Source organism: Leucobacter edaphi, from assembly GCF_016522535.1.
GTDB classification, from domain to species: Bacteria; Actinomycetota; Actinomycetes; order Actinomycetales; family Microbacteriaceae; genus Leucobacter; species Leucobacter edaphi.
The window spans coordinates 231,622-246,001 of sequence record NZ_JAEHOI010000011.1; the positions used below are offsets into that span (position 1 = coordinate 231,622).

Annotated in this window: 11 protein-coding genes and 1 tRNA gene; 2 read left to right on the plus strand and 10 right to left on the minus strand. The window is 67.4% G+C overall.

All coding sequences use genetic code 11. The features are described 5' to 3' along the window. Nucleotides 1–254 precede the first annotated feature (254 nt). Nucleotides 255–328: transfer RNA gene (locus JD292_RS11150), tRNA-Pro, on the minus strand. A gap of 286 nt (nucleotides 329–614) precedes the next feature. Further along, nucleotides 615–2,519, minus strand: a complete 1,905-nt coding sequence (typA, locus tag JD292_RS11155; RefSeq protein WP_200132827.1) for a translational GTPase TypA — start codon at nucleotides 2,517–2,519, stop codon at nucleotides 615–617. 159 nt (nucleotides 2,520–2,678) lie between these two features. Here typA and JD292_RS11160 point away from each other — a divergent pair, with 159 nt between their 5' ends. After that, nucleotides 2,679–3,869: a multidrug effflux MFS transporter gene (locus JD292_RS11160; protein ID WP_200132828.1), complete on the plus strand. Its 1,191-nt coding sequence runs from the start codon at nucleotides 2,679–2,681 to the stop codon at nucleotides 3,867–3,869. Nucleotides 3,870–4,461: 592 nt separating this feature from the next. Here JD292_RS11160 and JD292_RS11165 read toward each other — a convergent pair. The 4 genes from JD292_RS11165 to JD292_RS11180 form a co-directional block, all read right to left on the minus strand. Beyond that, a complete protein-coding gene (locus tag JD292_RS11165) occupies nucleotides 4,462–6,156 on the minus strand; it encodes a dipeptide ABC transporter ATP-binding protein (protein WP_200132829.1) in 1,695 nt (564 codons plus the stop codon). Beyond that, entirely contained in the window at nucleotides 6,153–7,106 is a 954-nt protein-coding gene (locus JD292_RS11170) for an ABC transporter permease (RefSeq protein WP_200132830.1), read from the minus strand. The genes JD292_RS11165 and JD292_RS11170 overlap by 4 nt, the downstream gene beginning before the upstream one ends. Next, entirely contained in the window at nucleotides 7,099–8,025 is a 927-nt protein-coding gene (locus JD292_RS11175; RefSeq protein WP_200132831.1) for an ABC transporter permease, read from the minus strand. The genes JD292_RS11170 and JD292_RS11175 overlap by 8 nt, the downstream gene beginning before the upstream one ends. Before the next feature lie 189 nt (nucleotides 8,026–8,214). Beyond that, the gene (locus JD292_RS11180; RefSeq protein ID WP_200132832.1) at nucleotides 8,215–9,837 is read right to left on the minus strand and encodes a peptide ABC transporter substrate-binding protein; all 1,623 of its coding nucleotides are present in this window, start codon (nucleotides 9,835–9,837) and stop codon (nucleotides 8,215–8,217) included. 256 nt (nucleotides 9,838–10,093) lie between these two features. Between JD292_RS11180 and JD292_RS11185 the strand changes: the two genes are divergently transcribed. Then, complete coding sequence (locus JD292_RS11185; protein ID WP_200132833.1) at nucleotides 10,094–10,891, plus strand: CPBP family intramembrane glutamic endopeptidase; 798 nt, start codon at nucleotides 10,094–10,096, stop codon at nucleotides 10,889–10,891. A 48-nt stretch (nucleotides 10,892–10,939) separates the two neighbouring features. Here JD292_RS11185 and JD292_RS11190 read toward each other — a convergent pair whose 3' ends face one another. From JD292_RS11190 to JD292_RS11205, 4 genes are all read right to left on the minus strand, one after another. Next, on the minus strand, nucleotides 10,940–11,644 hold the full coding sequence (locus tag JD292_RS11190) for a hypothetical protein (RefSeq protein ID WP_200132834.1): 705 nt from the start codon (nucleotides 11,642–11,644) through the stop codon (nucleotides 10,940–10,942). 35 nt (nucleotides 11,645–11,679) lie between these two features. Continuing rightward, nucleotides 11,680–12,591 (minus strand): homocysteine S-methyltransferase family protein, encoded by a 912-nt coding sequence (locus JD292_RS11195; protein ID WP_200133003.1) that lies wholly within the window; start codon nucleotides 12,589–12,591, stop codon nucleotides 11,680–11,682. A 213-nt stretch (nucleotides 12,592–12,804) separates the two neighbouring features. Beyond that, entirely contained in the window at nucleotides 12,805–13,566 is a 762-nt protein-coding gene (locus JD292_RS11200; protein ID WP_200132835.1) for a phosphotransferase, read from the minus strand. 17 nt (nucleotides 13,567–13,583) lie between these two features. Next, the gene (locus JD292_RS11205) at nucleotides 13,584–14,306 is read right to left on the minus strand and encodes a GTP pyrophosphokinase (protein WP_200132836.1); all 723 of its coding nucleotides are present in this window, start codon (nucleotides 14,304–14,306) and stop codon (nucleotides 13,584–13,586) included. Nucleotides 14,307–14,380: the final 74 nt, after the last annotated feature.

The window sequence follows — 14,380 nt, forward strand, 5'->3', positions numbered from 1 at the left end:
TTGTCGTTCCCGCGACAAGGCCTGTGATGATTGTAGTGACGAAGCAGGTCACCGGAGTAGGGGGGCTTGAGCCAACTCCGGAAAGCCTCTCGGCCCGGTCTTCTTGCTCGCGAGTTGTGATTGAAGAGCTCACTGCCAGACTCGCCGCCCCGCTTTCGCGGGGCACGTCCAACGGCTACGCCTGCAAAGCAGCACCCGCCAGTCAGAAAACGAAAACAGCCCCGGTCAAAATTGCTTCTGACCGGGGCTTCTCGTCGGGATGACAGGATTTGAACCTGCGACCCCGTCGTCCCGAACGACGTGCGCTACCAAGCTGCGCCACATCCCGATTGCGCTCACGCGCAGGGACTACTCTATCGCGTTTCGAGCCCGCGCAAAAATCGAGACGGCCCGGGCGCGGCCTTGCGTGCCAAAGCACCCGCACGCACGACGCTCGGCACCGCGAACCACCAGATCACGGCCGGAAAGGATGCCGCATCCCCGTGCTGATCCGGCCGCTGCCCCGCACTCCGGCCGGGGCTCCGCATCGAGCCACCCCAGAAACGCCAAGGGCCCCGGTCGTAACACCGGGGCCCTTGCGCTCGTCACTCACGGCCGCTTCCGCGGCGCAGCGACTACTTCTGGTTCTTCAGGCGCGACGCGGCGCGGGCGCGCGAGTTCGCGTCGAGCTCGACCTTGCGGATGCGCACGGCGTCGGGGGTGACCTCGACGCACTCGTCCTCGCGGGCGAACTCGAGGCACTCCTCGAGCGTGAGCTGGCGCGACGGGGTCATCGACTCGAACGAATCGGCCGTAGAGGAGCGCATGTTGGTGAGCTTCTTCTCCTTGGTGATGTTCACGTCCATGTCCTCGGAGCGGGAGTTCTCGCCGATGACCATGCCCTCGTAGACCTCTTCGGTGGGCTGCACGAAGAAGCTCATGCGCTCCTGGAGGTTGATGATCGCGAACGGCGTCACGACACCGGCGCGATCGGCAACGATGGAGCCGTTGTTCCGGGTCGTGATGACGCCGGCCCACTCGTCGTAGCCGTGCGAGATCGCGTTCGCGATGCCGGTACCGCGGGTGATCGTCATGAACTCCGAGCGGAAGCCGATGAGCCCGCGCGACGGCACGATGAACTCCATGCGCACCCAGCCGGTGCCGTGGTTCACCATGTTCTCCATGCGGCCCTTGCGCGCGGCAAGAAGCTGGGTGATGGCGCCGAGGTGCTCCTCGGGGGTGTCGATCGTGAGGTGCTCGAACGGCTCGTGCGTCTTGCCGTTGACCTCGCGCGTGACCACCTGCGGCTTCCCGACGGTCAGCTCGAAGCCCTCGCGGCGCATGTTCTCGACGAGGATCGCGAGCGCGAGCTCGCCGCGGCCCTGCACCTCCCAGGCGTCGGGACGCCCGGTGTCGACGACGCGGAGCGACACGTTGCCGATCAGCTCGCGGTCGAGGCGGTCCTTGATCATGCGGGCGGTGAGCTTGTGGCCCTTCACCTTGCCGACGAGCGGCGAGGTGTTCGCGCCGATCGTCATCGAGATCGCGGGCTCGTCGACCGTGATGGTCGGGAGGGGGCGCACGTCCTCCGAGTCGGCGATGGTCTCGCCGATCGTGATGTCCTCGATGCCCGCGATCGCGACGATATCGCCGGGACCGGCCTCTTCGGCCGGGAAGCGGGTGAGCGCCTTGGTGAGCATGAGCTCGGTGATGCGGACGTTCTGGGTCGTGCCATCGTGCTTCACCCAGGCCACGGTCTGGCCCTTCTTGATCCAGCCGTGGTGCAGGCGGAGCAGGGCGATTCGGCCGAGGAACGGCGACGAGTCGAGGTTGGTGACGTGCGCCTGCAGCGGGTGCTCGTCGTCGTAGGTCGGCGCCGGGACGCGATCCAGGATCGTCTCGAACAGCGGCTCGAGATCGAGGTTGTCGGGCAGCTCGCCGTCGGCGGGACGGTTGTGGCTCGCTGCGCCTGCGCGGCCCGAGAGGTAGACGGTGGGGACGTCGAGAACGGCGTCGACATCGATCTCGGGGTGATCCTCGGACAGGTCCGAGGCGAGGCCGAGGAGCAGATCCTGGGCTTCGCCCTCGACCTCCTCGATGCGGGCGTCCGGACGGTCGGTCTTGTTGACCGCGAGGATCACGGGGAGCTTCGCCTCGAGCGCCTTGCGGAGCACGAAGCGGGTCTGCGGGAGCGGGCCCTCGGAGGAGTCGACGAGCAGGACGACGCCGTCGACCATCGAGAGGGCGCGCTCGACCTCGCCGCCGAAGTCGGCGTGGCCGGGCGTATCGACGACGTTGATGACGATGGGGCCGTTCTTGGCGTGGGCGCCCTCGTAGGTGATCGCGGTGTTCTTCGCGAGGATCGTGATGCCCTTCTCGCGCTCGAGGTCGTTCGAGTCCATGACCCGATCGTCGACGTCGGCGTGAGCATCGAAGGAGTTGGTCTGACGCAGCATGGCGTCGACAAGGGTGGTCTTGCCGTGATCGACGTGTGCGACGATAGCGACGTTGCGGAGGTCTTCGCGGGTGGCGAGCGCCATAAAAGTGGAGTCCTAACGAGACGAGTGATGCGCCGGCAAGGATCGTGTGCCCGACGCGATGCGGGAACACTGCACCCGCGGATACGCCGAAAAGGCCGACGTATTATTCTAGCTGATCCTCCCCGGAGGATTGCGGCATGGATCATATATCATCTGGGAATGACTCGTCGGCCACGGCTCACCGCTCCCCTGCTCGGCGTCCTCTCGTTTCTCGCCGCGGTCGGGCCCTTCGCGACCGACATGTACCTCGCATCGTTCACGTCGATCGCGCGGGATCTCGGGGCGCAGCCCTCCTCCGTGCAACTGACGCTCACCGCGTTCCTGCTCGGCATGGGGCTCGGCCAGCTCCTCCTCGGCCCCCTCTCCGACCAGCTCGGGCGCCGCACAGTGCTCGTCCCCGCGATCGGCGTATTCGCCCTCGCGAGCATCGCGATGGTGTTCGCCCCCAACATCGAACTGTTCATCGCGCTGCGCCTGATCCAGGGCCTCTCCGGATCCGCCGGCGTCGTCATCTCCCGGGCCGTCGCCGTCGATCTCTCCGAGGGTCCCGCGGCGATCCGTGCGATCAGCCTCATCGCGATGTTCGTCGGACTCGGCCCGCTCCTCGCCCCTCCGATCGGCGGCGCGATCCTCATCCTCGGCGACTGGCACGCCGTGCTCGGGGTGCTCGCGGGCATCGCCGTACTGATGTTCGCGCTCGCGCTGCTCGCCGTCCCGGAAGCGCTGCCGCCCGAGGCCCGCCGCGATGCCGGCCTCCGCACGGCACTCGCCGCGTTCCGCTCCCTCCTCGCGGATCGCGAGTTTCTCCTGCTCATGATCGTGTTCGGGCTCGCGTTCGGCGCGATGATGTCGTACATTTCCTCGTCTCCTTTCGTGGGTCAGACGATCCTGGGGATGCCGCCGTTCGTTTACTCGCTCGCCTTCGGCCTCGGGGCGGCCGCGATGATCCTCGCGAACCTCGTGAATGCGAGGCTCGCCGGAAAGGTTCCCGCGACGCGGATGCTGCTCCTCGGGGCGTGCCTCACGGTGACCGCCGGGATCGCGCTCACCGCACAGTGGCTCACCGGCACGCTCACGGCGCCGGGCTTCATCGCTTGCGCCTTCGTGCTCACGGGCGGAACCGGCCTGATCATGTCGAACGCGAGCGCCCTCGCACTCGAGCGGGCCGCCGCGGCGCGCGGATCCGGATCGGCGCTGCTCGGCGCAACCCAGTTCGCGTTCGGCAGCATCGGCTCGCCGATTTCGGGCGCGTGGGGCGAACACACGGCGCTCCCCATGTCGCTGTTCGTGCTGTGCTGCGCCGCGCTCGCGCTCTCCGGCGCGGCGATCGCCGCGCGGCGCGCGGGCTAGACGCCTCGCGTTCGCGCCCGCTCGCCCGCGCCGACGTGATCGGGGGCTGCCCTTGATCCGGGACTGATTCGAGCGGTCCCCGATCCGGCCCGGCCCGGCGCCGAGGCGGGTCTGCCCACCCTCCGTCCGCCCGGCCCGGTGCCGATAGACCCGGGCCGGCGTGCACAAAATAAGCAATGTGCGTTTAATAAGTCCAAATTCGCGATCTTCGACTTATTAAACGCACATTGCTTAGTTATTGAACGGGCAGGGCCGGACCGGGGGTGGGATGCGGGGCGGGGCCAGACGGGCGGGGCCGAGGGCCATGGGCCGGCGGTGGCCGTTCGGACGGGCCGTGGGCCGTGGGCCCGGGGGGGCGGTTCGGACGGGCCGGGGGCCAGGCGCGCAGAGGAGCGGAGGGGCGGACGCTCGGGACCGGCACGGCCGGAAGCCGGGGCGGACGCTCGGGACCGGCCCCGGCCGAAACCCGGCCCCGGCCCATCAAGAACCCGGCGCAGACCGCACGCGCAGAACTGCTCCCCGGGAGCCGGAACCGAGCATTTCGGTCCGACTCCCGGGGAGCAGTTCGATGCGGGCTTCGCCCCGCTCGCGCTTATTCGACGCCGAGCTCGATGTTGCGTCCGGGGATCGCGGCGAGCAGGTTCTGCGTGTAGGCCTCGCGGGGGTTCTCGAAGATCTCCTCCGTGGTGGCCTGCTCCACGATCCGGCCCTGCTGCATCACGCACACGCGGTCGGCGATGAGCCGGACGACCGCGAGATCGTGGGTGATGAACAGGTAGGTGAGCCCCAGGTCACGCTGCAATTCGGCGAGCAGGTCCAGGATCTGCGCCTGCACGAGCACATCGAGCGCCGAGACGGCCTCGTCGAGGACGAGGATCTCGGGCTTCAGCGCCAGGCCGCGCGCAACGGCGACGCGCTGCCGCTGGCCGCCGGACAGCTCGTTCGGGTAGCGCGTCGCGAGCTCGCGCGGCAGCGCCACCTGATCGAGCAGCTCCAGCATGCGGGCCTTGCGGCTCGCAGCGTCGCCAACCTTGTGGATGTTGAGCGGCTCCATGATCGTGTTGCCGATGTTGTGCAGCGGGTCGAGCGAGCCGTAGGGGTCCTGGAAGACCGGCTGCAGCTTGCCGCGCAGATCGAAGAGCGCGCGACCGCGCATGTCGGCCGTCTCGACGCCGTCGATCTTGATCGAGCCGGTGGTCGGCTCCTCGAGCTTCAGCACCATCTTCGCGATCGTCGACTTGCCCGATCCCGACTCGCCCACGAGCGCCATGGTCTCGCCGCGCTTCACCGTGAAGGTCGCGTCCGAGACGGCGTGCAGGTCGGTCGTGCCGAAGTTGCCGGTGCGGATCTTGTACGTCTTCCCGAGGCCGGAAACCTCGATCATCGGGCGATTCGGATCGATCTGCTTGTCGGATTCCGCGACCGCCGTGAGGTCGAAGGAGCTCGTCGGCGCCGCGGGAACGGTCGCGTCCGCGCCGATCCGGCGCGAGGCGAGGCTCGGTGCGGCCGAGACGAGACGCTTCGTGTACGGGTGCTGCGGCCGCTCGAGGATCTCGCGGCTCGGGCCCGACTCGACGATGTTGCCCTGGTACATCACGATCAGCTTCTCCGCGCGCTCGGCCGCGAGACCGAGATCGTGGGTGATGAAGACGACCGCGGTGCCGAGCTCGCTCGTCAGGGTCTGCAGGTGGTCGAGGACCACGCGCTGCACCGTCACGTCGAGCGCCGAGGTGGGCTCGTCCGCGATGAGGAGCTCCGGGTTCGCGGAGAGTCCGATGCCGATGAGGGCGCGCTGCTTCATTCCGCCGGAGAACTGGTGCGGGTACTGCCGCATCCGGAGCTCAGCGTCCTGCAGGCCGGCCTGCTCGAGCACCTCGATCGCGCGGGCGTGCGCTTCCTTCTTCGAGGACGCGAGCCCGTTCGCGCGGATCGCCTCCTCGACCTGAAAGCCCACCGACCACACCGGGTTGAGGTTCGACATCGGGTCCTGCGGCACGAGACCGATCTCGCGGCCGCGGATGTGCTCCATGTCCCGTCGGCCGATGCCGACGAGCTCGCGTCCCCGCCAGTCCACGGAGCCGCCGGTGATCTTGCCGGTGCCGGGCAGCAGGTTGATCACGGCGTGCATCGTGGTGGACTTGCCGGAACCCGACTCGCCGACGATCGCGACGGTCTCGCCGCGGTGCACGTCGAAGCTGACGCCGTGAAGCACCTCGCGGCGCTCCTTCTTCTTACCGAACTCGACCTTGAGGTCGCGGACGCTGAGGATCGGCTGCTGATCGTTCATCGCTGGGCCCTCGCCTTCGGATCGAGCGCGTCTCGCACGACCTCGCCGAGCATGACGAAGCCCAGCACGGTGATCGCGAGCGCGAGGGACGGGTAGAGGAGAATCTGCGGGTCGTTGCGCAGCTCGCGCTGCGCGGAGCTGATGTCATTGCCCCAGCTCACGAACTCGGCAGGCGGAAGCCCGACGCCAAGGAACGAGAGCACGGCCTCCGCGACGATCGCGGCCGACAGCGACAGCGTCGTGACGACGATGAGCGGCGCGATCGAGTTCGGGATGACGTGCTTGAGCAGGGTCTTGAACCTCGACAGCCCGAGCGCCGTCGACGCCATGACGTAGTCGGAGTTCTTCACCCTCAGGATCTCCGAACGCAGGATTCGCGCCGAGACGGGCCACGAGAACCCGCCGATCGCGAACGCGATCGTGAGCGGGTTGCGGTACTCCTGGAACACCGACATCACGATCACCGCCGCGAGGATGTAGGGGATCGAGAAGAAGATGTCGCCGAGACGGGACAGGATCGTGTCCACCCATCCGCCGAAGTAGCCCGCGAGCGAACCGGCGATGCCGCCGAGCACGAAGGTGATCAGGATCACGAGCAGGCCGACACTCACCGAGGTGGAGGTGCCGTAGATGAGGCGGGCGTAGATGTCCTGCCCCTGCACGTTGAAGCCGAGCGGGTGCCCGGCGCTCGGGCCGGACTTCGAGTGGTCGAGATCGCCCACCTGCGGGTTGACGCTCGTGAACAGGCTCGGGAACAGCGAGATCAGGATCACGAGGAGGATGATCACCGCGGAGATCCAGAACATGGGACGGCCGCGCATGTCGCGCCAGGCGTCGAGCCAGAGGTTCGACTTCTTTTCCTTGACGACGACGGCGTCGACCGCGGCGACCGGGGTCTCCTCGAACGGAGCGACGAAGTGCTCGATTTTCGGTGTCTGCGGCTCAGGCATAGCGGATCCTCGGGTCGAGTACGGCGTAGAGCAGGTCGACGACCAGGTTCACGCCGAGGTAGATGAGCACCATGAACGTCACGAACGAGACGACGAGCGAGTTGTCGCCCTTCAGGATCGCGTTGAACAGCGCGTTACCGACGCCGGGGACGTTGAAGATGCCCTCCGTGACGGTCGCGCCGACCATGAGGACACCGAAGTCGGTGGCCGTGTTCGTGATGGTCGGGATGAGCGAGTTGCGGAGCACGTGCACCGGGATCACACGCCCTCGGCTCAGGCCCTTCGCGTACGCGGTGCGCACGAAGTCCTGGTTCAGGGTGTCGATGACCGAGGCGCGCGTGAGGCGCATGCTCGTCGCGTAGAGGCTGACGCCCAGCACGAGCGCCGGCAGGATCAGGTCCTGGACCGGCGCACCGGCGCCGACCGTCGGACGGAACCAGCCGAGCTTGAGCCCGAGGCCCCACTGGGCGATGAACGCGATCACGAAGATCGGGACGCTCATGAAGAGCAGGCCGATGATCAGGTTGATGTTGTCGAAGAACTTGCCCTTGCGGAGACCGGAGACGAGGCCGATCAGGATCGCGAAGATGAGCTCGAACACGATGGCCATCGCGGCGAGCTTGATCGTGACCGGGAAGGTGCGGGCGAGGATCTCGGACACCGGCTGGCCGGAGAAGCTCATGCCGAAGTCGCCGACCAGCACGCCCTTGAGGTAGAGCAGGTACTGGATGAAGAAGGGCTGGTCCAGGTGGTACTGCTCGCGGAGGCGCTCGACCACTGCGGGATCGGGCGTCTTGTCGCCGAACATCGCGAGGATCGGGTCGCCCGGCATGAAGAAGACCAGGAAGTAGATCAGGAAGGTGGTGCCCAGCAGCACGGGGATCACCTGGAGGAGGCGGAAAAGGATGTATCTCAGCATGCGCTGGTCCTCTCCGACTCGTGGGTGTGGGGATGAGACATGACGGTATTCTCTCGCAGTCGTGGTGCGAATGCCGTATTCGGACGACGATGTGCCGAATCCGACAGATTTGTTAGGGCGTTCGATCCGTTGTGCGGGCCGAACGCGGGGAGGCCCCGGGCACTGCCCGAGGCCTCCTCGTGAGGGGTGTTACTGCTTGGTGATCTGGTAGTACAGCGGCACCGAGTTCCAGCCGAACTCGACGTTGCTGACCTGCTCACCGTAGCCGCCGTTGACGTTCTGGTACCAGAGCGGAATGGCGGGGAGGTCCTGCAGCAGGATCTCCTGCGCCTCCTGGTACTTCTTGTTCGCCGCGGCGGGATCGGTCAGGACCGTGCCCTCGGCAATGAGCTTGTCGAAGTCCTTGTTCGAGTAGTCGCCGTCGTTGGACGAGGCGTTCGTTGCGAACAACGGGCCGAGGAAGTTGTACAGACCCGGGTAGTCGGCCTGCCAGCCGGTGCGGAAGGCGGTCTTGATCGTGCGATCCGTGACCTCCTTGCGGACGACGTCGAACTTCGGGTAGGCCTTGCCGGACGCCTTGATACCGAGCGTCTTGGACATCTGGTTGGTCACCGCGTCGACCCACGCCTGGTGGCCGCCGTCGGAGTTGTAGGCGATCTCGAAGGTGCCGCTCCAGGGGCTGATCTTGTCGGCCTCGGCCCACAGCTGCTTAGCCTTCTCGGGGTTGTACTCGAGGACGTCAGCGCCCTTGAGCTTGTCCGACCAGCCGTCGATGACGGGCGAGGTGAAGTCGCTCGCCGGGGTGCGGGTGCCGTCGAAGATCTTCTCGGTGATCTGCTTGCGATCGAAGGACATCGACAGCGCCTGGCGGCGGAGCTTGCCCTCCTCGCCCTTGAAGTGCTCGAGGCGCTCCGGGACCGTGAACGTCTGGTTGAGCGCGGCCGGCTGGTTGATGGCGCGGTCGCCGAGGTCATCCTTGAAGTTCGAGAGCTGCGTCTCGGGGATCTGGTCGATCACGTCGACGTTGCCGCCCATGAGGTCGGTGTAGGAGGCGTCCTGCTGCGCGTAGAACTTGATGGTCAGGCCACCGTTCTTCGGCTTGCGGGGGCCGTTGTAGTCGGGGTTCGTGACGAGCTCGATCTGCTCGTCGTGCGCCCACGCGTCCTTGCCCTTGAGCATGTAGGGGCCGTTGCCGATCGGCGTCTCGCCCTGGACCTTCATGTCCTTGAGCCCGGCGTCGGGCAGCGGGTAGAAGGCCGAGTAGCCGAGGCGCAGCGGGAAGTCCGATGCCGCCTTGTTCAGCTTGACCGTGAAGGTGGTGTCGTCGACGACCTTGAGGCCGGGAAGCTCCTTGACGCTCTTGTCGTAGCTGAAGCCGTCGATGTCCTCGAAGAAGTAGCTGCCGAGCTGGTTGTTCGCCGAGTCGGCGCCGTAGTTCCACGCCTTGACGAAGTTCTCGGCCTTGACCGGGGTGCCATCGGTGAACTTCGCGTCGTCGCGGATCTTGATGGTGTAGTTGATCGCGTCCTTGGTCTCGATCGACTTGGCGAGGTCGTTGTGCGGCGCACCCTTTGCGTCGTAGTAGACCAGGCCGGCGAAGATCTCGTCGAGGATCTTGCCGCCGCCAACCTCGTTGGTGTTGGTGGCGATCAGCGGGTTCTGGGGCTCAGAACCATTGGTGCTGATGATTGCGCTGGAGTCGCCCTTGGGCTCTTCCTTCTTGTCTCCTCCGGGCGACGAGCAGCCTGCAAGGGCCAGCGCGCCTGCGGCGGCGAGGGCAATGAACCCAACACCGATCCGTGATCGCTTCACGTTAACTCTCCTCCTGATAGTTCCCGCACGCGGCAACCCCGTCGCTGGAGCTGGCTTGAAAACGAATTCCGCGCGCGTGTGCAGAATGTGTACGCTCCCATCCTATCGACGTGCTGAAACCCGATTGAACGTTCAGCGACGACGTGACTTCTTCGTAATGGATTCCTGTAGCGATCCACCAGTATTGTGGCCGACACGCAGGACCGGCTGTATGGATTCACTAGTTCCTGATGGGGTCCAGCGTTAGCCTTGAGCGGTGCAGGCCACCCCCTCAGACGTCAGAACCCGTCTCCGCTGGGAGATCGGGATCGTGCTCGCGCTGTCCTTCGGCGCGGCGGGCGTGCGCGGGATCGTGATCATCATCGACCGGCTCACGCTGCCTGAGGCGCTCGCCGAACAGACCGCGACGCTCAATACCTCGCTCGCGGATCGTTCCGGTTTCGATCTGACCTACCAGCTGCTCGGGATCCTCTTCGGGCTCGCGCCCGTGGCACTCGTGGCGTTCCTGCTGTGGCGGGCGCGCGCACCGCACCTCGGTGCCCTCGGGCTCGGACGCCCGCTGCACGGCGGCCGGCTCCGTGTGGGTCGCGAGGTGCTTGCCGGGGTGGGGCTCGCCGCGCTCATCGGCATCCCCGGGATCGCGTTCTACCTGATCACCAAGGCCATCGGTATCAATGTGACCGTCGTGCCCACCGATCTCGGCGCGTTCTGGTGGACGGTGCCGATCCTGATCCTTCGCGCGCTGCAGGCCGCGCTCGGTGAGGAGCTCGTGGTCGTCGCCTATCTCTTCGACCGGCTGCGCCGCCTCGGCGTCGGCCCCGTCGCGACGATCGTTTCGAGCGCGCTGCTGCGCGGCAGCTACCACCTCTACCAGGGCTTCGGCGGCTTCCTGGGCAATGTGGTGATGGGGCTCGTCTTCGGCTGGGCCTACCAGCGCTGGGGCCGCTCGACCCCGCTGATCGTGGCCCACTGGATCCTCGACATCGTGAGCTTCGTCGGTTATGGCCTCGCCGTGGCGCTCTGGCCCGCGCTGTTTGCCGCGCCGAACCCGTAGGGCAGTTCACCCGAGCACGTGAGTGCTCCGCCGCGGCGGAGCCTCCGGCTAGTCCGCCTTGATCGTTCCGACCCAGGCGTCCAGCAGGCCCCACACCTCGTCGTAGAGCTCGGGCGCCGCCGCGCAGCGCTTCGCCGGCCGCAGCAGCTCGAACTTGCCGCTCTCGAGCTTCTTCACGCCCCACTCCTGACGCATCGCGGCGCAGGAATCGGGGAAGGAGTTCAGGAGGTTCGACGACAGGATCAGATTCTGATTGTCCGGGATCGTGAAGCTCGTTGGGCCGAGCTTCTGCGAGAACTGCGAGGTCGCATTCCACGGCCCGATCCGCATCTCCGCCGTCGGCCCGACCTCCACCTTCGGCGGTGCGTTCGGATCAGGGGTCTCCGTCGTCGGCTGTTCCGAGGGCGTCGGCTCCTGCGTGGCGGTGGGGGTCGGCTGCGTGGTCGCTGTGGGCTGCGGCGTCTCGGCTTCCGACTGGTTCGCGCGCGCCAGACTCACCGTAATGATCGAGGCGACGATCGCGAGCACCGCGACCGCGCTGACCACGATCCACGGAATCGTGCGCGATTTCCGGTCGCCGCGGGCGGCCTGCGCATCCCGCTGTCCGACGCCGTCCCCGTCGCGCGGAGTGCGCGGCAGCTGGGCCGTTCGCACGCGCTCGGCCTGCTCGTGGGCGAGCCTTTCGCGCGCTGGAACGGGGCTCGGAGTGTCGTCCTGCGGGCCGAAAAGTTCCTCGAATGGATCACGGGTCACGGGGTCAGCCTAGCGAAATGCCCTGGAATCGCCCGTCAAGCCGCCGGTTCGGCGGGGATCGCACGGTCCGCGACCGCCGCGATGTGGGCGATATCGGTGCCGCAGCAGCCGCCGAACGCGATCGCGGAGGGAGCCGTCGAGCGGAGCGCGAGGAGCCCCGCCGCGAACTCGGCCGGCGGATCCCCCGCACCCTCGTCGTCGGCCAGGGCGGCGTTCAGGCGGAACCCGACGATCCGGGCCAGTTCGGGCATTCCGGCGTGCTCGGCGAGCGCCTGGGCGGCCTCGCTCGGGTGCGCGCAGTTGAGGAGATAGCCCGACGCGTAGCCGTCCGTCTCGGCTTCCACGGCCCGGATGCCGTCCACGATCGTCGTGCCGTCGGCGAGCAGGCCATCCGGCCCGACGGTAAAGGAGACGAACGCCTCGATTCCGGCCGCCCGCGCCGCGCGCACCACACCGATTCCCTCGGCCGCGTCGAGCGTCGTCACCGAGGTGACGCGATCCGCACCGGCCTCCGCGAGCGCGGCGACCTGCGGGCCGTGGTAGTCGGCCGCCTCGGCCGCCGTCATGCGCTGCGAACGCTCGTACTCGTCGAACCGCGGGCCGACGCACCCGTTGACCGTCACCTCGCCGTCCTCCCACAGCGACTCCGCCGCGACGCGGACGAGCGCGACCGCGTCGGTGTTCACCTCCGCGAGGGCATCGGCGTCGTAGCCGAGCGCATCGCCCCACGCCGGGTTCGCGCGCCAGGTCGGCGTATCGAGCACAATGGGGATCTCCCGATCACGGGCAAGTTCGACAAAGGGGCGGTAGTACTCGCGCAGCGCCTCACGGCCCGCCGCGGTGCCGAGGAGCTCGAAGGCGGCGAACTCTCGCAGCTCCTGCCCGAGCCGATCCTCGAGCGCGGTCTCGATCCCGCCGTCCGTCAGCACCGTTCCCGTCACCTGCATCGTCACGTCCGCACTCCCTCGTTCAGGGCGTCTCCGCCGTCCACAGTCTTGCACACGGCCCGGCGGGGGCGCGTCGATAATCGGTCGAAGCCGGCCGTGAGCGGGCGCCCGAGCGGGCGGCCCGGCTCAGCGATCCAGCCCGGCTCAGCGATCCAGCGCGCTCAGCGATCCAGTCCGCTCAGCGATCCGGCCGGGCTCAGCGATCCAACGCGCTCAGCGATCCAGCGCCGCCCGGATCCCGGCGCGGCGCGCCTCGAAGTCGCGCACCCGCTCGTGATGCCGCTCCATCACCCCCGAGTCGCGGAGCGCGAGGGTGCCGGGATCGCCGCGGCGGATCCCCTCCGACCAGCGGTGCGAGATGAGCGCCATGCGCTCGGAGACCGCGTCGAGCAGCTCCGCGGGGGAAACGTGCCCGTAGGCCTCTGCGGCGAGCGCGAGCCGCGGCGCCACCTCGTTCGCGGGGAAGTCGCGGTTGAGCGGCACACCCGTCCAGCACAGGAACGCAAGATCCTCGATGGGAAACCCCGGCCCGGCCCGATCCCAGTCGATCATTCCGGCGAACTCGCCGTCCGCCACGACCCAGTTGTAGAGACCGGGATCGTTGTGGCAGATGATCTGATCGGGGCCGAGGGGCTGCACTCCCTGACGCCACTCCAGCGTTCCCGGCCGGAAGCCGCGGACGGCATCGTGATACCGGCGCAGCCACGCGGCCGCACCGGAAAGCGCCTCGTCCGAGGCGGTTTCGGCGTCGGGGTCGAGCGTCTCGCCAGGGAGGAAGTCGAGCACCTCATCGCCCTCGGCATCGAAACCGTGCAGGCGCGGGATCCCGTCGAGCTCCGCCTCCGCGAGAAACTCGAGCAGTTCGTGTACCGCCGGCGTCCAGGGGCCGGTCGGCCGATGCACCCGGGTCTCCCCCGCAGCGCTCTGCCGCCGCCAGACGCCGCCCGATCCGCCGGGCAGATATTCGCTTTCCACGGTTCGACCCTACGGGGTTAGATGCGCAGCGTGCGTCGGCGAACCTCGTTGAGCTGGATCGGCGCGGTCGTTGCCGGCGGTTCTCCGTGCAGCTGAACGTGCAGGCGCTCCATCCGCTGGTCGAGCTCCGCGGCCGTCTCGGCGGCGCTCTTCAGCTCGCCGAGGAGGGTGCTCGGCACCTGGCGCGCATACTTGTAGTAGATCTTGTGCTCGAGGCTCGCCCAGAAATCCATGGCGATCGTGCGGAACTGCACCTCGACCGGCACCTCGACGGGCCCGGTGGACAGGTACACCGGGATCGAGATGATGACGTGCAGGCTCTTGTAGCCGTTGGGCTTCGGCTCCTTGATGTAGTCCTCGACCTCGAGGACCGTGATGTCGTCCTGCTGCGTGAGCAGGTCGAAGAGGCGGTAGACGTCTCGAATGAAGGAGCAGGTGACGCGGACGCCCGCGATGTCCTGCACGTTCGCTCTGATGACATCGAAATCGTTATCGATGCCGCGGCGCTCGAGTTTGTCCACGAGGCTGTCGACCGACTTCACCCGGCTCGAGAAGTGCTCGATCGGGTTGTACTCGTGCATGTGCAGGAACTCCTCGCGCAGGATCGCGAGCTTCGTCTCGACCTCCTGCATCGCGAAGCGGTATTCCAGCAGGAAACGCTGCATCTGGTCACCGAGGGTGCGCAATGCGCTCGCTGAGATCGTGATCTCGTCATTCGGTTGGAGCGGTTCGGCGGTCATGGGGCAAGGCTAACCGCGGGTCATCAGAACCCGCTGTGATCACGTGGCGCGGCGTAATCCGGGCGTCGGCCGGT